21 protein-coding genes and 1 pseudogene are annotated in these 26,171 nt (G+C 45.3%); 14 read left to right on the top strand and 8 right to left on the bottom strand.

What is annotated here, in order from left to right:
• Nucleotides 1-303 precede the first annotated feature (303 nt).
• Nucleotides 304-1,224 carry a LysR family transcriptional regulator gene (locus L5M71_RS10710; protein WP_028759869.1) on the top strand — a complete coding sequence of 307 codons (921 nt, stop codon included), beginning with the start codon at nucleotides 304-306 and terminating at the stop codon, nucleotides 1,222-1,224.
• On the opposite strand, the gene L5M71_RS10705 is transcribed toward L5M71_RS10710, so the two are convergent.
• From L5M71_RS10705 to L5M71_RS10695, 3 genes are all read right to left on the bottom strand, one after another.
• The gene (locus L5M71_RS10705) at nucleotides 1,221-2,132 is read right to left on the bottom strand and encodes a YjjW family glycine radical enzyme activase (protein ID WP_263206701.1); all 912 of its coding nucleotides are present in this window, start codon (nucleotides 2,130-2,132) and stop codon (nucleotides 1,221-1,223) included. The two genes, L5M71_RS10710 and L5M71_RS10705, sit on opposite strands and share 4 nt — an antisense overlap.
• Nucleotides 2,104-3,663, bottom strand: a complete 1,560-nt coding sequence (locus L5M71_RS10700) for a YjjI family glycine radical enzyme (RefSeq protein WP_263206699.1) — start codon at nucleotides 3,661-3,663, stop codon at nucleotides 2,104-2,106. Before L5M71_RS10700 ends, L5M71_RS10705 begins: the two co-directional genes overlap by 29 nt.
• A gap of 374 nt (nucleotides 3,664-4,037) precedes the next feature.
• Nucleotides 4,038-5,228, bottom strand: coding sequence for an amino acid aminotransferase (locus tag L5M71_RS10695; protein ID WP_263206697.1), 1,191 nt, complete (start codon nucleotides 5,226-5,228; stop codon nucleotides 4,038-4,040).
• A gap of 435 nt (nucleotides 5,229-5,663) precedes the next feature.
• Here L5M71_RS10695 and aroA point away from each other — a divergent pair, with 435 nt between their 5' ends.
• The 10 genes and pseudogenes from aroA (at nucleotide 5,664) to L5M71_RS10645 (ending at nucleotide 15,862) form a co-directional block, all read left to right on the top strand.
• Entirely contained in the window at nucleotides 5,664-6,944 is a 1,281-nt protein-coding gene (aroA, locus tag L5M71_RS10690) for a 3-phosphoshikimate 1-carboxyvinyltransferase (RefSeq protein ID WP_263206694.1), read from the top strand.
• Nucleotides 6,945-7,130: 186 nt separating this feature from the next.
• On the top strand, nucleotides 7,131-7,823 hold the full coding sequence (gene cmk, locus L5M71_RS10685) for a (d)CMP kinase (RefSeq protein ID WP_006081720.1): 693 nt from the start codon (nucleotides 7,131-7,133) through the stop codon (nucleotides 7,821-7,823).
• A gap of 99 nt (nucleotides 7,824-7,922) precedes the next feature.
• Nucleotides 7,923-9,593, top strand: a pseudogene (gene rpsA / locus L5M71_RS10680) (30S ribosomal protein S1); the annotation flags it as partial.
• A 73-nt stretch (nucleotides 9,594-9,666) separates the two neighbouring features.
• A complete protein-coding gene (ihfB, locus tag L5M71_RS10675) occupies nucleotides 9,667-9,954 on the top strand; it encodes an integration host factor subunit beta (RefSeq protein WP_006081718.1) in 288 nt (95 codons plus the stop codon).
• A 122-nt stretch (nucleotides 9,955-10,076) separates the two neighbouring features.
• On the top strand, nucleotides 10,077-10,352 hold the full coding sequence (locus L5M71_RS10670) for a LapA family protein (protein WP_028759876.1): 276 nt from the start codon (nucleotides 10,077-10,079) through the stop codon (nucleotides 10,350-10,352).
• 1 nt (nucleotide 10,353) lies between these two features.
• A complete protein-coding gene (lapB, locus tag L5M71_RS10665) occupies nucleotides 10,354-11,514 on the top strand; it encodes a lipopolysaccharide assembly protein LapB (protein ID WP_105252550.1) in 1,161 nt (386 codons plus the stop codon).
• Between the two features lie 45 nt (nucleotides 11,515-11,559).
• Entirely contained in the window at nucleotides 11,560-12,255 is a 696-nt protein-coding gene (gene pyrF / locus L5M71_RS10660; RefSeq protein WP_263206693.1) for an orotidine-5'-phosphate decarboxylase, read from the top strand.
• A 185-nt stretch (nucleotides 12,256-12,440) separates the two neighbouring features.
• Nucleotides 12,441-13,262: an SDR family oxidoreductase gene (locus L5M71_RS10655; protein ID WP_263206692.1), complete on the top strand. Its 822-nt coding sequence runs from the start codon at nucleotides 12,441-12,443 to the stop codon at nucleotides 13,260-13,262.
• Between the two features lie 70 nt (nucleotides 13,263-13,332).
• Nucleotides 13,333-13,875 (top strand): DUF2058 domain-containing protein, encoded by a 543-nt coding sequence (locus L5M71_RS10650; RefSeq protein WP_006086757.1) that lies wholly within the window; start codon nucleotides 13,333-13,335, stop codon nucleotides 13,873-13,875.
• Nucleotides 13,876-14,104: 229 nt separating this feature from the next.
• Nucleotides 14,105-15,862, top strand: coding sequence for an acyl-CoA dehydrogenase family protein (locus tag L5M71_RS10645; protein ID WP_263206691.1), 1,758 nt, complete (start codon nucleotides 14,105-14,107; stop codon nucleotides 15,860-15,862).
• 101 nt (nucleotides 15,863-15,963) lie between these two features.
• Here L5M71_RS10645 and dacB read toward each other — a convergent pair whose 3' ends face one another.
• Both dacB and L5M71_RS10635 read right to left on the bottom strand, forming a co-directional pair.
• The gene (gene dacB, locus L5M71_RS10640; RefSeq protein ID WP_263206690.1) at nucleotides 15,964-17,457 is read right to left on the bottom strand and encodes a D-alanyl-D-alanine carboxypeptidase/D-alanyl-D-alanine-endopeptidase; all 1,494 of its coding nucleotides are present in this window, start codon (nucleotides 17,455-17,457) and stop codon (nucleotides 15,964-15,966) included.
• A 59-nt stretch (nucleotides 17,458-17,516) separates the two neighbouring features.
• A complete protein-coding gene (locus L5M71_RS10635; protein ID WP_006081710.1) occupies nucleotides 17,517-17,693 on the bottom strand; it encodes a hypothetical protein in 177 nt (58 codons plus the stop codon).
• A 430-nt stretch (nucleotides 17,694-18,123) separates the two neighbouring features.
• Here L5M71_RS10635 and L5M71_RS10630 point away from each other — a divergent pair, with 430 nt between their 5' ends.
• Complete coding sequence (locus L5M71_RS10630) at nucleotides 18,124-18,456, top strand: DUF1904 domain-containing protein (protein WP_028759882.1); 333 nt, start codon at nucleotides 18,124-18,126, stop codon at nucleotides 18,454-18,456.
• A gap of 11 nt (nucleotides 18,457-18,467) precedes the next feature.
• On the top strand, nucleotides 18,468-19,781 hold the full coding sequence (gene pssA, locus L5M71_RS10625; RefSeq protein WP_105252545.1) for a CDP-diacylglycerol--serine O-phosphatidyltransferase: 1,314 nt from the start codon (nucleotides 18,468-18,470) through the stop codon (nucleotides 19,779-19,781).
• 153 nt (nucleotides 19,782-19,934) lie between these two features.
• Here pssA and emrD read toward each other — a convergent pair whose 3' ends face one another.
• Nucleotides 19,935-21,167, bottom strand: a complete 1,233-nt coding sequence (emrD, locus tag L5M71_RS10620) for a multidrug efflux MFS transporter EmrD (protein ID WP_263206796.1) — start codon at nucleotides 21,165-21,167, stop codon at nucleotides 19,935-19,937.
• Nucleotides 21,168-21,544: 377 nt separating this feature from the next.
• On the bottom strand, nucleotides 21,545-22,729 hold the full coding sequence (gene ampC, locus L5M71_RS10615) for a class C beta-lactamase (protein WP_263206689.1): 1,185 nt from the start codon (nucleotides 22,727-22,729) through the stop codon (nucleotides 21,545-21,547).
• Nucleotides 22,730-23,136: 407 nt separating this feature from the next.
• Between ampC and L5M71_RS10610 the strand changes: the two genes are divergently transcribed.
• Nucleotides 23,137-23,901, top strand: a complete 765-nt coding sequence (locus L5M71_RS10610; protein ID WP_131524052.1) for a tRNA-uridine aminocarboxypropyltransferase — start codon at nucleotides 23,137-23,139, stop codon at nucleotides 23,899-23,901.
• Nucleotides 23,902-24,048: 147 nt separating this feature from the next.
• Here L5M71_RS10610 and L5M71_RS10605 read toward each other — a convergent pair whose 3' ends face one another.
• Entirely contained in the window at nucleotides 24,049-26,106 is a 2,058-nt protein-coding gene (locus L5M71_RS10605) for a PhoX family protein (RefSeq protein WP_263206688.1), read from the bottom strand.
• Nucleotides 26,107-26,171: the final 65 nt, after the last annotated feature.

The raw sequence follows: 26,171 nt of genomic DNA, 5'->3' as shown, positions 1-26,171 counted from the left end.
CTGCCTGAACATCAACGTTATGCTTATTGAATGTTGATCATCAGTTAGCCATCCCAAGTTAGACATCCCAAAAGCGAATGCTCAAATGCATTCGCTTTTTTGTTAGCTTTAATTTATCGACAATGGCGTTAAGCAAGATGACGTTGAGACCAGATGCCTTCAAGAACACTCGCGGTGAGAAAGCCTGTGAGCTGACGCGCATTACTGAATAAGATGCTGGGTTAGTTGTATGTTATTGTTTATCATAATTAAAAGAACGTATTTCTGGATGCGTATACACGATAAATCAATAGGATGTCACCGATGGATTTGGCCAAGCTTTCGCGGATTAGTATGAAGCATTTGATCACTTTGCATGTGATGCTCGATACCCTGAGTGTAACCGCCAGCGCCGAACGTTTATGTTTAAGTCCCTCATCCGTCAGTAAAACCTTAAGCCAGCTCAGGGACAGCTTGAACGATGAACTGTTCTATCGTAACGGCAACTCACTGGTAGCAACCCCATTGGCAAGACGATTAGGGCCAAGTGTGCAGCAGATGATCAATGATATGAATCAGATCATGAGTCAGGATGCGTTTAACCCTGCACATTTTGAGGGGCGTTTCTCGCTTGCGATGCGCGAAAGCACCTTTGAACTGCTGACCGCCAAGCTAAGCGCCCATATTCTGAGCTTGGCTCCTAATATCCGCCTCGATATTTACAGCAAAGACAATATTGGTTTTGATGGATTGCTTAAAGGTACATTAGATTTTGTGCTGTTACCCCATGATCTGAGTCAACCTAATCCTCTTCAAGACGATCTGGTGTGGGAAACCTTGTTTAGCGATGAAATGGTCTGCCTGATGAATTCATCCCATCCCTTGGCTAAACAGCCGCATATCAGCTTCGATGATTACCTGAGTTTTAGCCATATTGGCATTACAGACACAGATTTGAGCACGCCTTTTTTTGATATTTTGCTCGCCCAGCAATCTAAAAAACGTGCCGTTCCCATTTCGGTCCCAGACTTTGGCAGTGCGGCGTTAATGTGCCATCACAGTGAGTTGCTCTTTACCTGCTCGCGCCGCTGGGCATCCATCGCTAGCCAAGCTCAAGGCTTAACGATTAAATCTTTGCCTATAGAATATGGTAAAGTGGCTTACAGCCTAGTTTGGCATAGTCAAAGCATGAAAGATCCCGCACTGCGCTGGCTTTATGAGCAAATTTTGCTTTGCAGTCGTTAAAGGTATATAGAAGGTAACACGAGATTGGTTACGCCTCGCTTTGCAAGGGTTGCGGCTAAGCGTTCAATATCGGCTTGTTTACAGCTTGGCCAATTGAGTGCTGCATCGACAACACCATGATGGTGAAAGGCATTTAACTTAACTCGCGTATCTGGGCCTAGCAGAAGTAAATAGTTCGCTAGTGCGTCTATTTCTTCCTCATAATCCGTGATGCTCGGAATGTGCAGCAATCTCACCTCATACAGTTTTTGCTGTTTAGCCAATAACTGGATTGATTTGAACACGGCATGGTTATCACGACCAGTAATGTATCTATGGGTATCTTGCTGCCACGCTTTGAGATCCACCATAGCGCCATCTAAAAACGGCAGCAGTTTATGCCATCCCGTTAGACTTAAACTGCCATTGGTGTCGAGCATGCAAGTTAAGTGTGATAACGACTCTGTCGCCTTAATTCCTTTAAACAAGGCAAGAATAAATGGCAGTTGTAGGCTCGCTTCGCCGCCGCTCACGGTAATACCATTAATAAAGTGACGCTGACTATGGAGAATCGTCAGTATCTCCTCAACGGTGTAACGACTGACCTTAGGGCTCGCTTGTTTCGGGCATACGGCAATACAAGTATCGCATTGGCTACAACGCTCACTATCCCAGTGAATGCGAGGCTTATCATTGAGGTTTATTAATGTCAGCGCATTGTCAGGGCAGGTGGCGACACAATCGCCACAGGCATCGCATAAACCTATGGTATGTGGGTTATGGCAGTTTTTGCATTGATAGTTGCAGCCCTGCAAGAATAACACGAGCCTGCTGCCAGGCCCGTCGACACAGGAAAAGGGCAATAGCTGACTGACTATTGCCTGTTTATTTATGGCCGGTTCATTTAACAACACAGGGGGAGTGCTCATGGGCGATAACTCGTGCTTGGCGTTGCAATATTCCCGTATTAACCGCCGCTTCTGCGGCTAAGCCTGTGGTATTGAGACGTGAGCCGCATTGTTTAAACGCTTCAATATCTGAGCGTTTTACCATATAGCCAGTCACGCGCATTAAATCGTTAGAGGCGACATTGGCGGTAAACTCCCTAAAACCTAACTCAAGCGCGGCTTTACACAGTTGGAACATGGCTTGAGGATTGGATTTCACGGTTTCATCGATAGTCAAAATATCGCTAATCCCCGCCGTATAATACTGATGATGCTGCGCTAGGGCTTGAATATGGGCGATGGGATTCGGTTCAGTGCCATAGGGGATGCGAACGCCAGGAGTCACATTGTTGTCGATACTAATACCGCCCTGTGAATGCAGTAGTGCCCGCCCATGGTAACCATGTGCGACGGGTGTGGATTTCACTATGGCATCGAGCGCAGCAGAAATACGATAGCCCAGCTGATTTGCATCTGTCTGATGACCATAGCCAGTGTGTTGATCTCGTTGAGATAACTTCGTTGCATCAGTAGCCGTGAATGTCCGCAGAATATTCACGGCTTCTGCCATGCCGTAAATACCAAACATGGGTGCAAAGCGCGATTCATCAATCAATTGCTCTTTAACTAAAAAACTGTCAAAGAAGTGTGATTCTTGATGCAAAAATGCCGAGCGCGCGTCAATGAGCTCGAAGGTGAGTGAGCAGTAATTTGGCAATACAGTATCAAAAAAATCGTTTATAGAATTGGCCTTTAACGCCACTTCTTTAAGGTTAAGTCGAACTAAGGTATTGGCGCCGCCCGCTAATGGCAACGCGTTGTAGCAACTGACAATACCAAAACCGCGCTCATCAAACGCACAGGCATGCAGAGGGTAATTCGCGATATGTGGCTTACTGCACTGACAAATATTGGTGGTCGCAAGCAACAACAATTCATCTGGCGTGACGGCGGGGTCGTACATAAAAGTCAAATTGGGGGCAACTTGTTTTAACTCGGCATCAATGCGCAGTAGGGTGCGGCAAACGATGTTATCTGTAGGACCAATATTCACGTGCATAAAGGCATCGGGCAGGGTTCTGTCGAGCATGATCCAGAACAGTTTAAGTTTACGATAAAGGACTTCCGCATCCATTCCTTCAACGAAAGGCATCAAAATGTCATCCAGCTGACCTAAATACACGGGGATATTGGTCACCGATGGCACGTGATGATACAGAATCGTTAAGGCATTGATGGCTTCGTCCAAGTTTTTTGCCGCTGATAACTCTAAGTATTCAGAGCCTTGTTGAAGGTAGCGGGCATAATCTGGCAACACATAGCGTGGTTTAAACGGCGCATGGCCTTCAAACATGTCGCAAATAATACCGTCATTCATCGCCGCTTTTACCTCGGGCGATATCGACATATAGGGCAAACTGGCTTCCGCTTCTAATGCTAAATAGTTGGATTTTTGCTTGGGTGAAAGCAGCGGGTTGGTGACGATTTGCACTAATTTATCTTGTAATAACATGGCTGAACATCCACAAGTTCTATGATGACCACTAATCTACTCAGTGGCGTTGGCTTTAAAAAGTGAAAATAGCCGCAGTCCTGATTAATGAAATGGAAATCCGCCGACCGAGTTCACAATGTGTGGCTTATTGCGATAAAGCCGCGATGTCAAAATCACTAGAATGTGGTTTTACGATTAAAAATAAATGCTTGAACAGTGAGACGTGACCTTGCTTGTCATATTCGGGGATATGCAACAGAGGATAATAAACTGTCAAAACTGATCGGGTGGGATGATTGAAAAATTTAACACTTGAGGCGGTAAATGAACTCTGCTGTATTCCTTTATTGCGGGAATACAGCAGAGTGAGCGGTGCAGATAAACTCAGCGGCTTAAAGCACTTTAGCAATCGATTGAGCTAAGTAATCAACGTTATCTTCACTGATCCCAGCAATACTGATGCGGCTTGAACCTACCATATAGATGCTGAATTCTTTTTGTAGGCGCGCCACTTGCTCTGGAGCCACCCCAAGGAAAGAGAACATACCTTTTTGGCGGGCGATAAAGCTAAAGTCACGGTTTACGCCGTTGGCTTTAAGTTTATCCACTAAAATGGCGCGGTTGCCGTTGATGCGATCGCGCATCACTTTCAGCTCATCAAGCCATTCTTGGGTTAATTCTTTTGATCCTAAAATCGTCTCAACAATCGCTGCGCCATGGGCAGGTGGCATAGAGTAGAGGCAGCGAACCACATAAAGCAGTACAGATTGCGCGATATTGGCGGTATTGGCATCTTTGGCAATCACAGAGCAGGAACCAATACGCTCACGGTACAAACCGAAGTTTTTCGAGCATGAGCTGCACAGGATCATATTATCGACCGCTGCCGCCATTTGACGCACGCCGTAGGCATCAATATCAACGCCATCACCAAAGCCTTGGTAGGCCATGTCAATCAGTGGGGTAAAGCCTTGCTCTTTAGTCAGGGCAATCACTTTATCCCATTCTTCTGTGGTTAAATCCATTCCGCTTGGGTTATGGCAACAGGCGTGGAATAACACCACATCATCAGGACTCACTTGCGATAATGCAGCAAGCATCTCATCAAATTTCAATGATTTGCTATCGTAGTCATAATAAGGATAGGTTTTAACGGTAATGCCAGCCGCTTCGAACAAACCGATGTGGTTTGCCCAAGTTGGGTCGCTTACCCATAACACAGCATTCGGGTTGCAGCGTTTGATAAAGTCACCCGCCACGCGCAGCGCGCCTGTACCGCCGGGTGTTGAAACGGTGCGGATACGGTTAGCGATAATGGCACTGTGGCCAGCACCAAAGGCTAATTCCGTCATCAAGGTGTTGAATTGTGGTGAGCCTGTTGGGCCGATATACACTTTGGTGGTTTCGGTATCGAGACGGAATTTTTCCGCTTTTTTCACGCAGCTTAGAATAGGGGTAACGCCGGTAGGATCTTTATAAACGCCCACACCTAAATCCACTTTTTGTGGGTGAGAGTCTTCGCGGTACTGAGTTAACAAGCCAAGGATGGGGTCCGCTGGCATTGCGATGAGTGAGTTAAACATAGCTCCATCTACCTTTCTGGTTATAGTGCAAACGTGATTGTTCGTATCAGATATGCGTTATTTATCGTTTGGAGGTTAGAATAGCGCGGAAAGGTAAAGTAATTAAAGTGAAAACTGTGATTACACGCCAGTTATCTTGGCAAAAAAGCCTGCCAAAAATACGGTTAAATCATAAATTAACCGCTTAAATTTTGCGTTTTTGTTATTTTTACACTGATCTCAGCAAATAATCTGACCAAAATGCCATTTTTCTCGAAAAAACGGTTGAATCCTTAGCGACAATCGGTAATTTTATAACGACGAAGCACCAACAAGGCCCCAATCTCCTTTTATTTGTAATCTTAACTTGACGCACTGTAGCGTGAAGTTGCCATTTTGCGTATTCAGTCCGCGTGATCGTGATGATGACGCCCTATAGAGAAAGAAGATTTATTCATGAAGCAATTACGTCTTGAACCTGTTGTGCAAGTCCGCGGTGAGATCAATATTCCGGGCTCAAAAAGTATTTCAAATCGTGCCTTATTATTGGCCACCATAGCCCAAGGCACGACCACGCTTACCAATCTGCTCGACTCAGATGATATTCGCCACATGCTGGCCTCCCTCAAGCAGTTAGGGGTGAACTATCGTTTATCGCAAAATAATACTGTGTGTGAACTTGATGGCTTAGGCGGTGTGATTTCCTCAGAATCTGCGCAGGAATTGTTTTTAGGCAATGCGGGCACAGCAATGCGCCCATTGTGCGCCGCCTTAACCTTAGGCCAAGGCGAATTTACCCTCATGGGCGAACCGCGCATGGAAGAGCGCCCGATTGGCGACTTAGTCGATGCCTTAAGGCAACTCGGTGCCAATGTAGTTTATCTTAAAAATGACGGTTTTCCCCCGCTGACGATTAATGCAACGGGTCTTAATGGCGGCGATGTTGAGATTGCGGGTGACTTATCAAGCCAATTTTTAACCGCCCTATTGATGGTGGCGCCGCTTGCAAAGAGCAGTGTGAATATCCATGTCAAAGGCGAGTTAGTTTCTAAGCCGTATATTGATATTACACTGGCCCTGATGGCTCAATTTGGCGTAACAGTCATCAACCATGACTATGCCCGTTTTGAGATTGTTGCAGGCCAGCGTTATGTATCACCAGGTAAAGTGCTGGTCGAAGGTGATGCGTCATCGGCATCGTATTTCCTCGCCGCTGGAGCGATTAAGGGCGGTGAAGTCAAAGTCACCGGTGTGGGCCGTTTGAGTATTCAAGGCGATGTGAAATTTGCCGATGTGCTTGAAAAAATGGGCGCAGATATCGAGTGGGGCGATGACTATATTATTGCGCGTGGCTCTCAGTTAACGGCCGTTGATTTAGACATGAACCACATTCCCGATGCGGCTATGACCATTGCAACCGCCGCCTTATTTGCTAAAGGCACGACGGTTATTCGTAATATCTATAACTGGCGTATTAAAGAGACCGACCGCTTAGCGGCCATGGCGACGGAATTACGTAAAGTCGGCGCCGAGGTTGAAGAGGGCAACGATTACATTAAAATCACCCCGCCTGTGGTAATTAATACCGCAGAAATCGATACCTACAATGATCACCGTATGGCCATGTGTTTTTCTATGCTGGCATTTGCCGATTGCGGTATTACCATCAATGATCCTGATTGCACTTCTAAAACATTCCCAGACTACTTTAAGCAGTTTGCGAGTCTGCAAGGCTAAGCCAATCTGCTTCGTCATTGTTACAACTATCGATGTCAAGAATAGTCAGCCGTATTTGCGCGGCTGCTAATCTTCATAAAAAATCCACGGATTTTGTTTGTCTTTTGTTGTACAATGCTGCGCGCTCATTTTCGGGGGCTCACTTGATGAACTCACGGATGATGGTTATTTTTTGCGGAGGAATGTATGTCTGAACGGGCTCCTGTAGTCACAATCGACGGCCCAAGTGGTGCTGGCAAAGGTACAATTAGTCAATTATTGGCTCAGCATCTAGGTTGGCAACTACTTGATAGTGGTGCTATTTACCGAGTTCTTGCGCTCGCAGCAATTCATCATAACGTTGAACTGGAAAATGAAGAATCGATCACGCTGTTAGCGGCACATCTCGATGTGAAGTTTTTAACAGGCAATGATACCGATCCGGTTCAAGTGATATTGGAAGGTGAAGACGTCACCACCGACATTCGCACTCAAGAGTGCTCGAATGCCGCTTCAAAAGTCGCCGCGTTTCCACGGGTGAGAGAAGCATTATTACGTCGTCAACGGGCCTTTAAAACGGCGCCAGGATTAATTGCCGATGGTCGCGACATGGGAACTGTGGTTTTCCCAAGTGCGCCGGCAAAATTATATTTAACCGCCTCAGCTGAAGAGCGTGCCCAAAGACGCTATAATCAGTTGCAGGACAAGGGCTTCGATGTTAATATCGAGCGCCTTTTAAGTGAAATTATCGAACGTGATGACCGCGATATGAATCGTCCGGTGGCTCCTTTAGTCCCCGCCGAGGACGCGCTCATTATCGATACAAGCGGAAAGGGTATTGATGAAGTGTTAGCGCTTGCGCTTAACTTTATCAACCAAAAATTATCCGACACTAACTAAGTTAGCCCACCGGATAGGTATTCGTATTAAGGATGATACGGATAATTTGACTGACTCCACGTCTAGGACGGACAGTGGTTTAATAAAGAAAGTAACCTAAACATGACTGAATCTTTTGCTGATCTATTTGAACAATCCCTTCAAACTCTGGAATTCCGTCCAGGCTCTATCGTTCGTGGTACTGTTGTATCAATCAAAAACGGTATGGTACTGGTTGACGCGGGTCTGAAGTCTGAAAGCCCAATCCCAGCTGAACAATTCAAAAACGCTCAAGGCGTTTTAGAAATTCAAGTTGGCGATGAAGTTGACGTAGCTCTTGACTCTGTTGAAGACGGCTTCGGTGAGACTCAACTGTCTCGCGAAAAAGCGAAACGTCATGAAGCTTGGATCGTTCTGGAAAAAGCTTATGAAGATGCTGAAACTGTAATCGGTATCATCAATGGTAAAGTTAAAGGCGGTTTCACTGTTGAATTAAACGGTATCCGTGCCTTCTTACCAGGTTCTCTAGTTGACGTGCGCCCAGTTCGCGACACCGCTCACTTAGAGTACAAAGAATTAGAATTCAAAGTTATCAAGCTAGACCAGAAGCGTAACAACGTTGTTGTTTCTCGTCGTGCAGTTATCGAATCAGAAAGCAGCGCTGAGCGTGATGCACTGTTAGAAAACCTGCAAGAAGGTCAAGCAGTTAAGGGTATCGTTAAGAACCTGACTGACTACGGTGCATTCGTAGATTTAGGTGGTGTTGACGGTCTGCTACATATCACAGATATGGCGTGGAAACGTGTTAAACATCCATCAGAAATCGTCAATGTTGGCGATGAAATCAACGTTAAAGTACTGAAGTACGATCGTGAGCGCACTCGTGTGTCTCTAGGTCTGAAACAACTTGGCGAAGATCCATGGTTAGAAATCAGCAAACGCTACCCAGAAAACACACGTTTAACTGGTCGCGTTACTAACCTAACTGACTACGGTTGCTTCGTAGAAATCGAAGAAGGCGTTGAAGGTCTGGTTCACGTTTCTGAAATGGATTGGACTAACAAGAACATTCACCCATCTAAAGTGGTTAACTTAGGTGATGAAGTTGAAGTTCTGGTTCTGGACATCGATGAAGAGCGTCGTCGTATTTCTCTAGGTCTGAAACAATGTAAGACCAATCCATGGGATGACTTCGCAACTCGTTACAACAAAGGCGACAAGGTTTCTGGTAAGATCAAGTCAATCACTGACTTCGGTATCTTTATCGGTCTTGACGGCGGTATCGATGGTCTAGTTCACCTGTCTGACATTTCTTGGAACGGTACTGGCGAAGACGCAGTTTCTGAATACAAGAAAGGCGATGAAATCCATGCAGTGGTTCTGTCTGTAGATCCAGAGCGTGAGCGCATCAGCTTAGGTGTTAAGCAAACTGAAGATGATCCATTCAACGCATACTTGGCTGACAAGAAGAAAGGTACTATCGTAAACGGTACTGTTTCTGCTGTTGATGCTAAAGGTGTGACTGTTGAACTGGCTGACACTGTTGAAGGTTACATCCGTGTAGCTGACATTTCACGTGAGCGTATCGAAGATGCATCTACTGTCTATAATGTAGGTGATGCAATCGAAGCTAAGTTCATGGGTGTTGACCGTAAGAACCGCTCTATCAGCCTGTCAATCAAAGCGAAAGACGAAGCTGAAGAGAAAGAAGTAATGGCGACTCTGAACAAACAAGATGACGCTGTTATTAGCAATGCAATGGCTGAAGCGTTTAAAGCAGCTCGTAAATAATCGCCTGTTGTTTGGGGAGACATCTCTCCCCATTAGGCGACTGTGTTTGGCTTGATAATAGGGGATAGCTAGGATGACGAAATCTGAACTTATCGAAAAACTCGCCACCAGGCAGTCGCAGCTGTCGGCGAAAGAGGTTGAAGGCGCAATCAAAGAAATGTTGGAGCAAATGGCAACAACATTAGAAAGCGGTGATCGTATTGAGATCCGTGGCTTTGGTAGTTTCTCGCTTCACTATCGTGCACCGCGGACTGGCCGTAATCCAAAGACTGGTTCATCAGTCGATTTGGAAGGTAAATACGTCCCGCACTTTAAGCCAGGCAAAGAACTGCGCGAGCGTGTTGACGCCGTTAATGTGTGATTGACCGCATAGTAAAAAGCCTCCGTTAGGAGGCTTTTTTGTATCTATTGCAAGGCAATGCTGGTCAGCTTAGTAAATTTCTTGGATAATCATTAAATTGAAACGCGTTTAGGGAGTGCAGCGTGAAATCATTTGTAGCAACTGTGCTTGTGGCACTGTTATTTATTCTGGCGTTGATTTTTGGCGCGCGCAACGAACAAGTGGTGACCATCAGCTATTTTGTCGCACAGGGTGAATATCGTTTACCTGTTGTCTTAGCGATTGTCTTTTTTGCTGGTTTTATTTTGAGTTGGTTATTTGCTAGCTACTATATTGTTCGCTTGAAATTAAGTTTAGCGGCAACTAAAAAGAAACTAAATCAAGTGATCGCTAAAATCCCTCAGGATGTAGACGCCTAATATGCTTGAGATCCTCTTTCTGTTGCTTCCCATTGCTGCCGCCTATGGTTGGTATATGGGGCGACGGAGCATAAGGCAGAATCAAAGTAATCAACGTAAACAATTGAGCCGGGATTATTTTACTGGCCTCAATTTCTTACTGTCGAACGAATCGGATAAAGCCGTCGATTTGTTTATCAGTATGCTAGATGTTGACGATGAAACCATCGATACCCATCTGTCACTCGGTTCGCTGTTCCGTAAGCGAGGCGAGGTCGACCGCTCTATTCGTATCCATCAAAATTTAATCGCGCGGCCTACATTAACCAATGAGCAGCGTGACATCGCTATGATGGAGCTGGGTAAAGATTATCTAGCAGCAGGTTTTTACGACAGAGCTGAAGAAATCTTTATTAACTTGGTCAGCCAAGACGATCACAGTGAAGAATCTGAAACACAGCTTATTGCTATTTATCAGGTGATTAAAGAGTGGCAGAAAGCCATTGATATCACTAAGCGTTTGAGTCGTAAGCGTCAGCAAGTTTTAAAGCCGTTAACAGCACATTTCTATTGCCAATTAGCCGATGAAGCCAGTGATGATGCGCAGAAAATTAAACTGCTACAGCAAGCGCTGAAGCAAGATCCTCAATGCGGTCGTGCATTATTGACCCTAGCGAAAAAATTCCTCGATATTCAAGATTATGCCCAGTGTAAGCAAATGCTGCTGCAACTAAAAAAAGCCGATATCGAGCTTTTTGCCGATGCAATCCCCACAGCTAAACAAGTTTATCGCGACACGCAAGATAAAGAAGGCTTCCAAGAGTTACTCGCAGGGGCCATGGCCGATGGTGCGGGTGCATCAGTGGTTGTCGCCTTAGCGCAGCACATGATAAGTCTTGATGAGATTAAAGCGGCAGAGACCATTGTGCTCGATGCGTTATATCGCCATCCGACCATGAAAGGTTTTCAGCACTTGATGCAGATGCATTTGCGCCAAGCCGAAGAAGGGCAAGCTAAGCAAAGTTTAACTATGCTGGAGCAGCTCGTTGAACAACAAATTAAATTCCGTCCGAGTTACCGTTGTAAGGAGTGTGGTTTTCCTTCCCATGCGCTTTACTGGCATTGTCCTTCTTGTAAAAACTGGGGCAGTATCAAGCGGATCCGAGGCTTAGACGGCGAGTAATCTATTAGAAGAATACACAGTTTGTGTAACCCCGTTGGAGAGATGATGACGACTAAACCTATCCTCGTAGCGCTTGATTACGATAATAAAAACCATGCTTTACAACTGATAGAAAAACTCGACCCCAACATGTGCCGCCTTAAAGTCGGCAAAGAAATGTTTACCTTGTTTGGCCCGCAACTGGTGAAAGATATCCATGATCGTGGTTTTGATTTATTCCTTGATTTGAAATTTCACGATATTCCCAATACTGTCGCCAAAGCCGTGGCCGCAGCCGCAGAGCTGGGCGTATGGATGACGAACGTACATGCCAGCGGTGGCTTAGCCATGATGGAAGCGGCTAAAAAAGCCTTACTGCCATACGGCGATAAAGCGCCTATGCTGATCGCGGTCACGGTATTAACCTCGATGAGTGATGACGATCTTAAATTACTCGGCCTCAATGTGCCTGCGTTTGAGCATGTGCAACGTTTGGCGAAGCTCACGCAGCAAGCGGGACTCGATGGCGTGGTGTGTTCCGCCCAAGAAGCGACAGCCTTGAAATCACTGTTAGGTCATGATTTCAAGCTCGTGACTCCGGGGATCCGCCCAGTTGGCAGTGATGCTGGCGATCAACATCGGGTGATGACGCCACCTCAAGCGATAGCAGCGGGTTCTGATTACTTAGTGATTGGCCGCCCGATCACCAAAGCTGCCGACCCGTTAGCAGCATTGCAAGCGATTCACCAATCATTGGTATAGACGCCACACTAGCCGTCTAAAGCGCGGTTTGAAAGTCGTTTGACCGTTGTTTAAATAAAAAAGCTTGAAATCGCTCGTTGGTATCCTTGAGATGATGGATAAAAATTGAAATAGTATGTTGAATGACAACATAAAATACTTAATCACGCCCTGAGTGCATATCTCACTGTTCACGGAGAACGCCCATGTTTAATGCTACGATGTTTAACTATCAAGGTAAAAATGTTGTCGTTGTCGGAGGAACCAGTGGGATAAATCTCGCGATTGCCATTGCGTTCGCACAGGCTGGCGCAAATGTGGCCGTTGCGAGCCGCAGTCAAGATAAAATCGATGCCGCGGTATTGCAGTTGCAACAGGCCAATCCTGACGGTATTCATTTGGGTGTGAGTTTTGATGTGCGCGATCTTAGCGCCCTTGAAGTCGGTTTTGATAAAATCGCTTCTGAGTTTGGTTTTATCGATGTGTTGGTCAGCGGCGCGGCGGGGAATTTCCCCGCCAGCGCCGCAAAACTTTCGGCTAATGGTTTTAAGTCGGTGATGGACATTGATTTGCTCGGCAGTTTTCAAGTGTTAAAACAGGCTTATCCTTTGCTGCGTCGCCCCAATGGCAATATTATCCAGATTTCGGCGCCACAGGCTTCGATCGCTATGCCAATGCAAGTGCATGTGTGTGCGGCTAAAGCGGGTGTGGATATGCTGACGCGAACTTTAGCGTTAGAGTGGGGCTGTGAAGGGCTGAGAATTAATTCGATTATGCCTGGCCCAATCGCCAATACTGAAGGTTTTAATCGCCTTGCACCCAGCGCCGCATTACAGCAAAAGGTTGCTCAATCCGTTCCGCTAAAACGCAATGGCGCAGGTCAGGATATCGCCAATGTCGCGCTATTCTTAGGCTCTGAATTAGCTTCCTATATTACGGGAGTTGTGCTGCCGGTTGATGGCGGTTGGTCACTTGGCGGCGCCAGTATAGCGATGACAGAGCTTGGCGAACTGGCCGCAAAAATGTAGTTTGGTTTTAGATTATTGATATTCAAAATCGAGAACTTTGATTTTATAGAAATTAAGTAGGTAATGATCCATGGCTAATGCATTACAAGAGCAGCTACTCAAAGCAGGGCTTGCCAGTAAACAAAAGGTTCGCGACGTTAAGACTCAAAAACGCCGTGACAAAAAATCACGAGTTGATGATGGCTCAAGTGCTTTTAAGCAAGAAGTGGCCGAGCAAAAACGGTTGCAGGCGCAAAAAGATAAAGTGCTAAATGAGCAACGTTTTGCAGAGGCATCAGAGCGTGGACAGGTGCGCGGTTTAATCACTGAGTTCACTAAGTCTGCGATTAAGATCCCAGCTTATGCTGAAGTGAAATTTAACTATACTCTTGATAATAAAATCTATTCTTTATACATAGATGAAAAACTGCAGGCAGAATTGCTTAAAGGGCAGTTAGGCATAGTGCGTTACGAAGATAAGAGTTACTTAGTACCACATAAGTTAGCCGAGCGAGTTAAACTGCTGGTGCCGCAGTGGTGTGGTTATCTGTGGCAACAGGATGAATCTAAAGCTGTGGTCGTTGAAGATGATCCCTATGCAGATTACGCAATTCCTGATGATTTAATGTGGTAATTGCCACAAGCCTGTGAGCTAACGCTAAGACAATCCTGTGGTAAAGCTTATAAAATAGAGACCCTTAAGTTCAAGCTTAAGGGTTTTTTTAGGGGTTAAATTTATATTTAGCTCGCACACTCGCATACTTTTATATTATTCACAGCTGTATTTGTAATGAGATTGTTTTCTACAGTGAACTGGTATAAATTAAAACAACTGTTTTAATCCTACGTTTAAGAGTCTACCAATGAACCCTTATCAAGCCCCGTTGACGGATATGCGTTTCCTACTGGAACAGGTATTTGATGCCCCAAACACTTGGGCACAATTGCCTGAGATTGCTGAAATGGTCGATATCGACACGGCCAATGCCATTCTTGAAGAAGCAGCCAAGATCAGCAGTGAGTTGATCCATCCACTGAACCGGACGGGCGATGAGCAGGGCGTGTTACATCAAGACAATCAAGTGATTACCCCTGATGGCTACAAAGCCGTTTATGAGCAGTATTCCCAGGGCGGTTGGATTGGTTTGTGTGGCGATCCTGAATTTGGTGGCATGGGGATGCCGAAGATGCTGGGGATCTTAGTCGACGAAATGGCTTACAGTGCTTGTAATGCGTTTACGCTTTATGGCTCGTTAACCGCGGGGGCAGCTTTATGTATCAATGCCCACGGCAGCGAAGAATTGAAACAAGCTTATTTGCCTAAGTTATATTCCGGCGAATGGGCGGGTGCTATGGATATGACGGAGCCGCAAGCGGGTTCTGATCTGCGTAATATTCGCACTCGAGCTTTACCGCAGGATGATGGTAGTTATGCCATCACGGGCAGCAAGATTTTTATCACGGGTGGCGATCATGATTTAACTGAAAACGTCATCCACTTAGTGCTTGCTAAGCTACCGGATAGTAAAGGGATTTCACTCTTCCTTGTACCTAAAATATCGGTAAATACCGATGGCAGCTTAGCCAATGCCAATGGTGTATCAGTGGGGTCTATCGAGCATAAGATGGGCCTTAAAGGTTCTGCGACTTGTGTGATGAATTTTGATGCAGCTCAAGGTTTCTTGATTGGTGAGCCCAATCGTGGCCTAGTGTGCATGTTCACTATGATGAACTATGAGCGTTTAGCGATTGGTATTCAAGGACTTGGCAGTGCGCAGGCGGCGTACCAGATGGCGGCCGATTACGCTAAAGAGCGTAATCAAGGCATCGCCGCTGGCGGCTCACCGACGGGCAGTGATTCTGATCCCATTATTGTCCACGGCGATGTGCGCCGTATGTTGTTGACCATTCGTGCGATGACAGAAGCGGGCCGTGCTTTGTCTGTGTTTACAGGACAACAGCTGGATTTAGCAAAATATGCCCAAGATGAGGTTAAGGCCAAAGCGGCGCGTTATGTGGGTTTATTAACGCCAGTTGCGAAGGCATTTTTAACCGATCGGGGTCTAGATGCGACTATCATGGCGCAACAAGTCTTTGGTGGACATGGTTATATTCGTGAAACAGGTATTGAGCAATTAGTTCGTGATACCCGTATCGCTCAGATTTATGAAGGCACCAATGGCATTCAAGCCATCGATTTCCTCGGTCGTAAAGTCACTGGCGATAATCTTGCCGCATTAAATGAATTTGTGGCTGACTTGAAGGCACAAATGCGCGCATTCACCCATGTTGATGCGGTGAAAGTGGCGGCAGTATGCGCACGTTTAGATGCATTAGTTATAGTCGCCGAGTCAGTTAATGATCGCAAAGTGGCTCAGCCTGCACTTATTAATGCCTGCGCGGTCGACTTTTTAGATGCCTTTGGTTACACCCTGTATGGTTTCTACTGGTTGGCTATGGTCGATAAGGTCGCGGATCATGAAGATAAAGCTTTCGCCGAGCAGAAAGTCTATTTAGCTAAGTTCTATTTTGATAAGTTATTGCCAAAAGCGGACTACCATATCGCCCAAGTCAGAGCTGGTGATGCGACGACTATGGCGATGCCTGCGGAGTTGTTTTAACAAGGCTTCGGTATATTCGTTAAGATAAAAACTGAAAAAGCACTGATGACTCAGTGCTTTTTTATGCAAGTTTTTTACTCTGTAGCGATTAATTAATGACTCTAGTGAGCCGCAGTATTCACAGTCGCAGTGGTTGATGACGGTTGCAGCACTGAAATCAATTGTTTAAGAAACTCGGCATTGAATGAGGGGTTATGCTGATTTTTTAATTCAGGGCTCATGCCATTCTCAAGGACCACAAACAGGGTGTCGTTATGCTGGGGCAAACGGATAAAGCCCGCTAAGTTAGACACACCTTGCATCGAACCTGTTTTAGCGAAAATTTGCTGTTTAAGCGGCGGCTTGTTGTAGCCCATGCGATATCTTAAGGTGCCGCTGATCCCCGCCTGTGGCAGACTCGTGATTAACGGACTAAAGCGGCTATCTTGGTGGATTAGCGCCAACACCGCGGCTAACTGCTTGGCATTGAGCAAGTTATAGCGTGACAATCCTGAACCATCCACAATATTGGCGTTACTCAAATCTATGCCTAAATTCGTTAAAATTCGCTGCATGGCAGCGGCACCATTGGTAAAGCTGCCTTGGGTCTTAAAATAACTTTTACCAAGTTGCTTAAAAAGGCTATCGGCAATCAAATTATCTGACTTGAGCAGCATAGTCTCGAGCAGCTCAGGTAAGGGCGCCGAGCTATGGCTGGCAATTAGTTTTGCCTTTTGGGGTAAGCTAGTGCCGAGTTGTACTTTACCCGCAAGAGACATCTCGCCTTTAAGTAGGGAGGTGAGGTTATCTTGGGCAAATTTGAACGGATCGCTTATCGCAATCGCCAGTGGTATCGCCTCACCGCCAGGGTAACAGCCGCGTAAATGGTAGTTATTTTGACCTAATCTGACCATATCAAGTTGGCAAAATTCGCGGCTCGCCTTTTGGTCAAACACCGCATCGCTGCTGATTTTAACTCCATAACTTCCTGCACGCAGACTTACCTGTGAAGGTTTGCTGGTAGAGCTGGGGCTAAACTGACCATAGACGCAGTTCTGATTGATAATATAACTCGACACTGGCGCGGCAAAACAAATGCCCAAATCATCCCAAACCCAACCCGGAGCTTGCAATTGTTCCTGCTTATCGCCGAGCAAATACAGATGTCCATCAATGCGATTAATGCCTTGTTTTACGAGATTGGCAAAAATGGCCTTGAGATCGGCTTGAGTCAGCGTGGGATCGCCACTAAAAAGCAGATAAGCACTGCCTGCGATATGGCCTTTGCGTATCGGTGCATCTGTCCATAATTGTGTGACATAACGAAAATCAGGTCCAAGCTGAGCCATAGCACTGACTGCCGTGAGCAGCTTTTGGGTACTGGCTGGAATAAACAAGGTCTCAGCTTGTTGGCTATAGATCACTTGATTGTTCGACATATCCATTGCCAGTAAGGCGATTTGTGAATGTCGAGGGCTGATCTTGCTGATTGCTTGGCTAAGCGAAGTGGTTTGAGCACTTATCGGCCTAGAATCATGTTGCTCTGCATAGGCCATATTATGACTTGCGGTTAGGAGCAGGCCGGCATATAGAGTGGTTTTCAGTAACGTTTCCATGTTAGCTATTGGCCATTTTTATCAAAACATCATTAAGATTAGGTTGGTATTGTGTGCGGTTAATCCTCACTGCTGCCGTCATCCTTTTCCATCAAGCGATATAAACGTAGGGTAACAAACAATACCAGCCCAATAAACAACGGCAGGATGAGTAACCCTAACTGGGTTTTAAAATGGAAAATACCCCAAGCAAACAGCAATGTCAGTGCTAACGTCAGCAGAATTTTTTTGTTCATAGTCTTAATCTTGTATCGTGTGGTCTAATCGCAAATAGGCGGTTTAGTTTACGCTAAATCACTGGATTCGGGGTGAATGAAATGGGTTTGAAGATTATTTTGTGATTTGGCAGACATTTTGGGTGCAGTTCAGTGAAATTTGGACTGATTTGTAGCGTTAAGAATCACCCTATTTAGGGGCAACATTATTGTGTGGACGGGCAAATAATGCCGAAAATATCCGTCGTAAAATGCGATTTCAAGCAAGGGTAAATGAAGATGATTTTTAGGTAAATTGGTGCACTGAAGTGGAATAAAATCGCGTGAGGTCAAATTACCAGCAAAACCGTTAGGTTTAACAAGACTTTTGGGAGAAAAGTCTTGCCGAGACGAGGTGAAGTCGGTAATTTCTACCCCTTACGATTTTAGGTTCTTAGGTAACAACTAAACCATGCCACATATTAGTATGCGCGGCTTACCACAAGCGGTCGTTGCAGCGTTCAGCCAAACATTACTGCAGTCATTGGCGGATATATGTAAAGGTAATGCAGAGAGTTTCACATTAGATTGGATCCCAAGCATCAGTTTTCGAAATGGAAAAATTGATCAACGCTTTGTCCAAGTTGAGTTACTCTGGTTCCCTAAGGACCCTGATATACATCTTAAAGTAGAACAAACGATCAGGTTGGCAGTGACAGAGGCCTATCCAGAGTTAACACATATTGCTGTGATGTTTTTATCACTGAACCCCAGTGCTTCCTATCGGGGTGGTCAGCATGTTTAAAGGAGGATGCCTTGCTAGATAAGCTTGGTGGAATAGCCGTTCAACCCGAGGCTTTAACGTGGTTGCTCACGCCATGCCGTTTCAAGGCAGAATTACTCGCTCGTATTGTGAGCGCCAAGCACAGTATTTATATTGCGGCGCTGTATTTAGAAGATGACGAAGCGGGTCGTGAGATATTACAAACCCTCATGGATGCCAAAGCAGCAAATCCAACGCTTGATATCAAAGTGTTAGTCGATTTTCACCGTGCGAGACGTGGCTTGATTGGCCATAAAGGTGATAGCGGTAACTATTTGATGTACCGTAGAGTTATGGCTGAAGCCGAACATCCCATCGATATCTTAGGTGTACCCGTCAAATCCCGTGAATTTATGGGTGTGTTGCACCTTAAGGGATTTATTATCGATGATGCCGTGATTTATAGCGGTGCCAGTCTCAATAATATCTATTTGCAACAACACGATAAGTACCGTTTCGATCGTTATCACTTGATTGAGTCTGCCGAATTAGCGCGTAGTATGCGCGCGATGATCCAGAAAAATATCATTTCTGATCCAGCTGTGTGTTCATTAACGCAAGATGCCGAGCAAGAAGTGCTACCACCAAAGACGGATATGCGTAGCTTTAAGCTGAGACTGTCTGATGCTGAGTATCAGTTTAAGGAGACCCGTGATGGCAATCGCATCACGCCGTTACTTGGGCTAGGACGTAAGAAAAACTTGCTCAATAAAGTGGTTGTCGCCTTGGTGGAAGAGTCAAAAGACTCGCTGTTTATTTGCACACCCTATTTCAATCCGCCGTACATTTTAGTGCGCGCTTTAGCGAAGCATTTACGCAATGGCAAACGCATCGATATCGTTGTGGGCGACAAGACGGCTAACGATTTTTATATTCCGCCTGAGCAGGATTTCTCGACCATAGGTGCCTTACCCTATATGTATGAGCAATCATTGCGTAAGTTCGCTAAACGCCAACAGTGGGCGATTGATAATGGTCAGTTGAATATCCATCTGTGGAAACACGGCATCAACAGTTATCACCTCAAGGGCATCAGTGCTGACGGTAATAAGCATTTGATCACAGGCTCTAATCTGAATCCAAGAGCTTGGGCGCTGGATCTTGAGAATGGTTTGTTGATCCAAGATGAAATTGGCTGCTGGAAAGCTCAGTTTGAAGCCGAGCAGGCACATATTCTGGAACACACACAGCGGTTATATCACTACAGCCAAGTGGATACTTTACAGAGCTATCCTGCGCCAGTGAAGAAGATCATGACTAGAATTCGTCGCCTTAAAGCTGATTTTTTACTGCGTCGCATTCTGTAACGATTAAAGCTATCGAAGCTATAAATTAATCGGTATTTTTTATTTATTACAGTGTGTTATCGATTTAAAAAGCCCACAACAATGTGGGCTTTTTATTGACTGACGGTAATAGATTTAGCTTAAACCAAGAATTGTCGCTTCAAATCGTATGCATTAAATCTGTGGCATTAAATTCTGGTGAGTATCATTTTGATCTTTGGCGTAATACAGAGACAGAATCACTAAAACTACCATTACAGCACTCAATAAACCTATGCTTAACTGGCCGCCCATAGGCACTAAAGACATAGTTAATGCGGCAAGTCCGGCACCAAAATTTTGTAATCCCCCCAGTAATGCGCCCGCAATCCCCGCCTGACGTGGAAATGGTTCTAACGCAGCAGATGTTAGGGTAGGGAACAGCATGCCTGCGCCACTGAAGAATAAAATCGATCCAATAAGTAAACTCCAGCCAACCACTAAATTAAAAAGACCTGGGATCAACATAAATAATGCGCCAGCACCGAGTAACGCAACACCTTGGTAAACAACCCTTTGTGGCTTATTTTGTCGGCCAGCGATGAGTGCCCCCAGTAAGTAGCCAGGAATTGGCGCAACAAAATAACAACTGACCATAAAAGGTGTCAGTCCGAGATATTGGCCATAGAGTACGCCAGCAATGGCTTCAAAAGCGGCAATACCGGCAAAGGTTGCGATCAATGAAAATAAATAAGCGCGAAACGCTCTATGGCGTAGGACATGCTTATAGGATTTGAAAACGGCTTGATGTTCCCGTTGCGCCTTAGGTAAAGACTCTTTAAAGAGGAATATTAACAACAGCCAGACCATGACACCGAATACCGCTAATACCCAGTATACGGCTTGCCAGCCGAAATAGGCTGCACTGGCGCTGCCGATAAATGGTGCAAGCAAAGGTAAAAACACCACAGCCATAGAGACATAGCTATTAAATTTTACCAGTCGGTCGCCAAAGTAATGATCGCGGGGAATGCTCCGGCATAATGCGCCTGCGCTGGCTGTGCCTAATCCTTGGATAAGGCTCGCCATTATCAGTTGGTTAAAACTTGTGGCCTTCGCCGCGAACACAGCGCCTAGAACGAAAATTGCGATACCCACGATGAGTGGCATTTTACGGCCAACGCGATCTGACACTGGGCCATACACAAATTGAAACATCCCGTAGGAGAGTAAGTAACAGGCCATCACGGCTTGTAGTTGGCTGGCGTCCACATGGAGCCCGAGTGCGATTTGTGGAAGGGCAGGTACAAAAATCGTCTGCGCCATTTGGCCACAGGCGACCATAAAGACAATCATTAACAGTAAGCTAGACTGACTCGCCGCTGGAGCGACATTGTGATGAATAGGAGAATGTGGCGTGCCTGACATGATATTTAAGAAAAAGGTCACTTAAGGTATTTGCGCGCATCTTACTCCCTAAAAGTGTAACTTCAAGTGTCAATCATATTGATTTGATGAAATAATTTTTAATGCGACGCATAAGTTTTTCTCTTCATTTTTAGCTGTAAAGCTAAACTTACGTAGGGTTATTTGTCTGTTAACTAGGTCGATGAGTTGCAAATGAATTAACGCAAGGATTAACCCTGTGGTGCATCTTTTCTTACAAGCCGCCATGAGAAAAGAGAGATTGCAAGGAAACTGTGAGTTAGCAGCAAGGTGTCAGCCATAAATCAGTAGCGACAAGAATATTGTTAAGAAAAAGGAGATAGCACCAATATACTTATCTCCTCCATTCTAGCGCATGGCTATTTTTGCAATTTTTCGATCCCAGTTAAAATCTGGTAGCCCACAGTGACTCGTGGCGGAACGGGTGTGTTTTTATTACTCAGCAGCACAATGCCAAGCTTTTGCGCGGGAATAAAGGCTGCATAAGCGGCAAAACCGCCAGTTGAGCCTGTTTTATTAATCCACACATTTTGCTGCGGCGCGAGGGGCGGCACTATGGGTTTAACTGGCGTACTGCCAAATACGACTTCCTGAGTATGGCCCATAAGTATTTTATCAAGATCAATAGGATATGAGTAATGCTCCCAAATCATATCTTGGGTCATCATGCCCACATCAAAGTATCCCGTGTGGGTCTCATCGAGTGCCGTTTGCAGTGGTTTGGCAATCGGGTGCATTTGCATATTGGCCTCAACAAATTGCAGTAAATCCTTTGCAGAGGTTTTAACGCCGTAGGCTTCATCGGCTAATACCCCAGGATTGACCCGCACTGGCATGTCTTGCTTATCGTAGCCTTGGGCATAATCGGCCATTTTACTGCTCGGAACGTTAATGTAGCTGCTTGTCATACCCAATTGTGGAAATAGTGTTTGCTCAAGGGCTTGTGGAAAAGTTTTCCCTAAACTCTGCGCGGCAATCATACCGAGCAGCCCAATACTCGGATTGGCGTAATTTCTGTGGGTCCCCGCGGCAAATGACGGTTGCCAATGCTTAAGGTAATCCATTAACTCTGCGTTATTAGTGACCTTATCAGGAACTTGCATCGGCAAATCACCCGCTGTGTGGGTGGCTAAATTGATAAGACTAATCTTATCAAAATGGCTGCCTTGTAATGCTGGAACATAATCACTGGCCATATCTGTGAGTGTTAATTTACCTTCGCCCTGTGCATAGTTAGCCAGTGTTGCGGTAAAGGTTTTACTGATAGAGCCAATCTCGAACAGGGTATCTTCAGTCACACTTTGCCCAGAGGTTTTAGAACTGACGCCATACTGATAAAAAAACTGCTTACCTTCTATGGTGACGCCAATCACTGCGCCGGGAATAGCGTACTCAGCCATCAAAGGTTTCACCGCCGAATCTACAAGAGTCTGTATTTCTTTGGTATTAAGTGTTTTGGCTGCAGTGGCATGAGAGAATAGGGCCGCAGAGATTAGGATGCCGTTTAATAACGGTATTAAAGCGATCGGGGCTTTTGGGTGCATAATTGACCTTTCATTGAGACTGTATTTGTAGAGTAGATTTTCGCATGATATTAGGGCGATTCCACACTAAGTTAAGTCATTACTGATATTTAGCTTAAATACTCCCCCAATAAGTAATTTAAACGTTAATTTAGTCGGTTTAGTGTTGCACACTATTGCATGCTAAGTGGTAACACAGATTAATACATTACAGCTTTTTTAAGAGATAATTGCTCGGTGCTCTAAAATTATCTCGCTGACGTTAGGCTGCAGATGAAACCATCAACCACTGACACCGGCCTTTTATCACGATAATGTATTGTGCGATTGCACCATTGATGGCCAAGGGATAAACTGCGCCACCGCGATTAAAAGTGCTAACTGATGTGGTCGCGATCCTTAATAAGTTTGATAGAGAATTGGTTTTTATGGCTTTAGCCCCCCATGCAGTGCACCATTTATATCAGTACCGTAAGTCTATTTCGACTAAACCCTTTGGTGCCCGCGGTAAAAAACTGATCCGCTGTCCATTATGTCTCTTAGGTGAGCAGTTCTGTACCTGTGCACTGCGCCGTCAGTTAGATACTCACGCCAGTTTCCTGCTGATTATGTATAACGATGAGGTGTTAAAGCCGACTAATAGTGGACGACTCATTGCGGATCTTATTCCTGATACCCACGCCTATATTTGGTCACGTACAGAACCTGAAGCTGAGTTGCTTGCTTTGCTGAATTCGCCGCAATATCAACCCTATTTAGTGTTTCCTGCCCAATATGCAGAGCAAGGGCAAACCGTACTGAACCAAGTGCCGATGTCGACATTGGCCGAAGGTAAACGGCCGCTGCTAATCATGCTCGATGGCAGTTGGCGTGAAGCGATTAAAATGTTCCGTAAGAGTCCTTACTTACACTCACTGCCGTTGCTTTCCTTCGATCCCGACACGCTCGCGACCTATGCATTGCGTAAAGGTAGTCATGATTTTCAACTTGGCACCGCCGAGGTGGCATCATTGGCTTTAGGAGCGATTGGCGAAGCGGCTAATGGCAAAGCCTTAAGTACTTGGTTTGATTTGTTTGTTGAATCTTCCTTACTTGGCCGTAATCGCCGTTGCCGTGAGGACCTTCTGCCAATTACAGATTTTACCGATGCCTTTGAACTGGCCTTTGAACAAGCAAGTCGTAGTAAGAGTTAATCGATGTTGGATTTAATCAATTTTGAAAAAGGCTAGTTAACTATCTTCTTAAAAAACAAATCCCCTACAGTGAGGGGATTTGTTATGTGTAGCAATTAACTTATAGGAACTTCATATTAAGAAGATACCTCGCACAAGCATAATTGTTTATACCGCGACTTCTTTACCATCTAACTTACGGATAACGACCGTAGCGGCGCGAGGGCGTAATGTCGTGCCCGCAGGCGTTTTTTCAGCGGCATTGGACGAATAAGGCCAATTACCGGGATGCTGAATGTTAGCAAAAACAGATGTGTAATCAGGGCTAATAGCAAAACCCGTAACCTCACAGTCGTTTGGTCCAACGAAGAAACGCTTTAATTCCATTTGGTTATCAGCCGTTACGCCGAGCTGTTTCTCTTGGCCATCAACAAGTGTTGAAGGCACTATCGCTAGCATCTGATCGTTGGTTTCTTCTGCGACCTCCTTGGCTCCATTGTCGGTTTGAACCCACAAAATACCGCGTTGATCGAAGGCTAAACCGTCTGGGCTGGCAAATTGGTTAAGATCCGTTAAGCCTGATAAGTTTGTCTCTGCGTTACCATCACTTGGTGATCCGAATACGAAGATATCCCATGTAAATTCAGTATCTTTTTCACTTTCATCCCAACGAATAATATGGCCAAAGTGGTTTTTCAATCTTGGGTTCGCTGGATTGGTTTCAGTTCGTTTTGAGTTGTTGGTCAAGGTCAAATAAATTGAACCTGTGAAAGGATCGACAGCACACCATTCAGGGCGATCCATAGGTGTTGCACCAACAAGATCCGCTGCGCCTGCTGTGTTCAAAATAATCTCGGCTAAGCTAGCGAAAGTATTGCCTAGGGTTTTTCCGTCCGTAGTCTGGCTATCTAAGGTTAAAGGCAACCAAACACCACCACCATTTGCATTAAACTTAGCTGCATATAAAGTACCTTCATTCATATACTTATCGCCAGTTTGTATGCGATTGCTGCTGTCAGCATCTTTTGCATCCCATGCCGCGGCCGAGACAAATTTATAGAGATATTCGAATTGTGAATCGTGGCCAGAATAGAACACTACCGGCTTACCTTCAGTTAATTTGCCAAAGGTACTGCCTTCATGGCGGAAACGACCAAGCGCGGTACGTTTTACTGCGCGCGATGTTGGATTGAAAGGGTCAATTTCAACAATATAACCGTGACCATTCGCTTCATTACGATAGTCATCTTGAGCACTTGCACCTTTTGGCGTGACATCAAAACGCGCGAATTCATCGAGACGTTCTTCATCATGACCTGCAAGATCATCCCAGCCATAACGTGTGCTGGTTTTGCTGATCCCAATGCGATTTTGCTCGGCAGTTAACGTACCACGGTTAGCGAAGTAGCCTGGCCAGTTTTCTTCACAGGTTAAATAAGTGCCCCAAGGCGTGTAACCATTGCCGCAGTTATTTAATGTACCGCGAGCCTGACTACCGTCGGGAGAATAGCGGGTTTCGAGTAGAGAAGAGTAAGCGAGAGGACCGCTAATATCCATCACAGTTGCACCGGTAAATCGGCGGTTATGGCTATCATTACTCACGACTTCCCATTGATTATTAATCAGTTTTATACGTACAACCGATACGCCATGGGCGTTGATTTCTTTACGGACCTCATCGATAATCGTGCGCAAACCTGAAGTAGGATCAAAAGTTTGTCCTGCAGGATGTAATGCAACTTCATCAATATATTCATGGTTAATGCAAAGTAAACCGTCATTACCCGAATCATTTAATGGAAAGAAATGCATGCCATCATGGTGCATACCGACTGAGTTCGCTTGGTCATCGGCAGTGTTACTACCATCACTTTTCCATGGTGCTGCTTTTGCATTTAATGGCGTGCCCCATGGTGCAAGTACCTGCGCTGTATAGCCTTCTGGCACAACGACGGCATCTAAACGAGAACCCGCAACTGACGTAAAGTTTAGCTTGGCGGTACTTTTTGTCGGTGGCAAAGGTGTCACTGGATCAACAGGTTTTGTAACAGGGGCGTCATCTGATCCGCAAGCAGTTAAGCCTACACTGGCAAAAGCTGTCATAGCACTGAGGCCTAAACCACTTTTGACGAAGTTACGGCGAGATAAATGTTTATCCAACACTTGGTTAAATGGCTCGTTATTACTTTTATTATAAAGTGTAGGATCAAAGGTGGCCTTACTCATATATTACTCCGGCTAGTACGATGGATTAAATTTCGTGACTAAGGCTAAAGTATCAATATGACAAT

The organism is Shewanella sp. SW1, from assembly GCF_025653545.1.
In the GTDB taxonomy this organism is placed as follows: domain Bacteria; phylum Pseudomonadota; class Gammaproteobacteria; order Enterobacterales; family Shewanellaceae; genus Shewanella; species Shewanella oncorhynchi.
This window is presented reverse-complemented; position numbering and strand designations above follow the sequence as displayed.

Excerpts from the sequence above, each read along its gene's own strand:
- aroA (WP_263206694.1), top strand. The coding sequence starts at position 5,664 with ATGAAGCAATTACGTCTTGAACCTGTTGTGCAAGTCCGCGGTGAGATC.
- dacB (WP_263206690.1), bottom strand. The coding sequence starts at position 17,457 with ATGGAAACGTTACTGAAAACCACTCTATATGCCGGCCTGCTCCTAACC.
- pyrF (WP_263206693.1), top strand. The coding sequence starts at position 11,560 with ATGACGACTAAACCTATCCTCGTAGCGCTTGATTACGATAATAAAAAC.
- L5M71_RS10650 (WP_006086757.1), top strand. The coding sequence starts at position 13,333 with ATGGCTAATGCATTACAAGAGCAGCTACTCAAAGCAGGGCTTGCCAGT.
- ampC (WP_263206689.1), bottom strand. The coding sequence starts at position 22,729 with ATGCACCCAAAAGCCCCGATCGCTTTAATACCGTTATTAAACGGCATC.
- L5M71_RS10635 (WP_006081710.1), bottom strand. The coding sequence starts at position 17,693 with ATGAACAAAAAAATTCTGCTGACGTTAGCACTGACATTGCTGTTTGCT.
- cmk (WP_006081720.1), top strand. The coding sequence starts at position 7,131 with ATGTCTGAACGGGCTCCTGTAGTCACAATCGACGGCCCAAGTGGTGCT.
- L5M71_RS10605 (WP_263206688.1), bottom strand. The coding sequence starts at position 26,106 with ATGAGTAAGGCCACCTTTGATCCTACACTTTATAATAAAAGTAATAAC.
- L5M71_RS10695 (WP_263206697.1), bottom strand. The coding sequence starts at position 5,228 with ATGTTTAACTCACTCATCGCAATGCCAGCGGACCCCATCCTTGGCTTG.
- L5M71_RS10705 (WP_263206701.1), bottom strand. The coding sequence starts at position 2,132 with ATGAGCACTCCCCCTGTGTTGTTAAATGAACCGGCCATAAATAAACAG.
- L5M71_RS10655 (WP_263206692.1), top strand. The coding sequence starts at position 12,441 with ATGTTTAATGCTACGATGTTTAACTATCAAGGTAAAAATGTTGTCGTT.
- emrD (WP_263206796.1), bottom strand. The coding sequence starts at position 21,167 with ATGTCAGGCACGCCACATTCTCCTATTCATCACAATGTCGCTCCAGCG.
- L5M71_RS10630 (WP_028759882.1), top strand. The coding sequence starts at position 18,124 with ATGCCACATATTAGTATGCGCGGCTTACCACAAGCGGTCGTTGCAGCG.
- ihfB (WP_006081718.1), top strand. The coding sequence starts at position 9,667 with ATGACGAAATCTGAACTTATCGAAAAACTCGCCACCAGGCAGTCGCAG.
- L5M71_RS10645 (WP_263206691.1), top strand. The coding sequence starts at position 14,105 with ATGAACCCTTATCAAGCCCCGTTGACGGATATGCGTTTCCTACTGGAA.
- L5M71_RS10710 (WP_028759869.1), top strand. The coding sequence starts at position 304 with ATGGATTTGGCCAAGCTTTCGCGGATTAGTATGAAGCATTTGATCACT.
- L5M71_RS10610 (WP_131524052.1), top strand. The coding sequence starts at position 23,137 with ATGGCTTTAGCCCCCCATGCAGTGCACCATTTATATCAGTACCGTAAG.
- L5M71_RS10700 (WP_263206699.1), bottom strand. The coding sequence starts at position 3,663 with ATGTTATTACAAGATAAATTAGTGCAAATCGTCACCAACCCGCTGCTT.
- lapB (WP_105252550.1), top strand. The coding sequence starts at position 10,354 with ATGCTTGAGATCCTCTTTCTGTTGCTTCCCATTGCTGCCGCCTATGGT.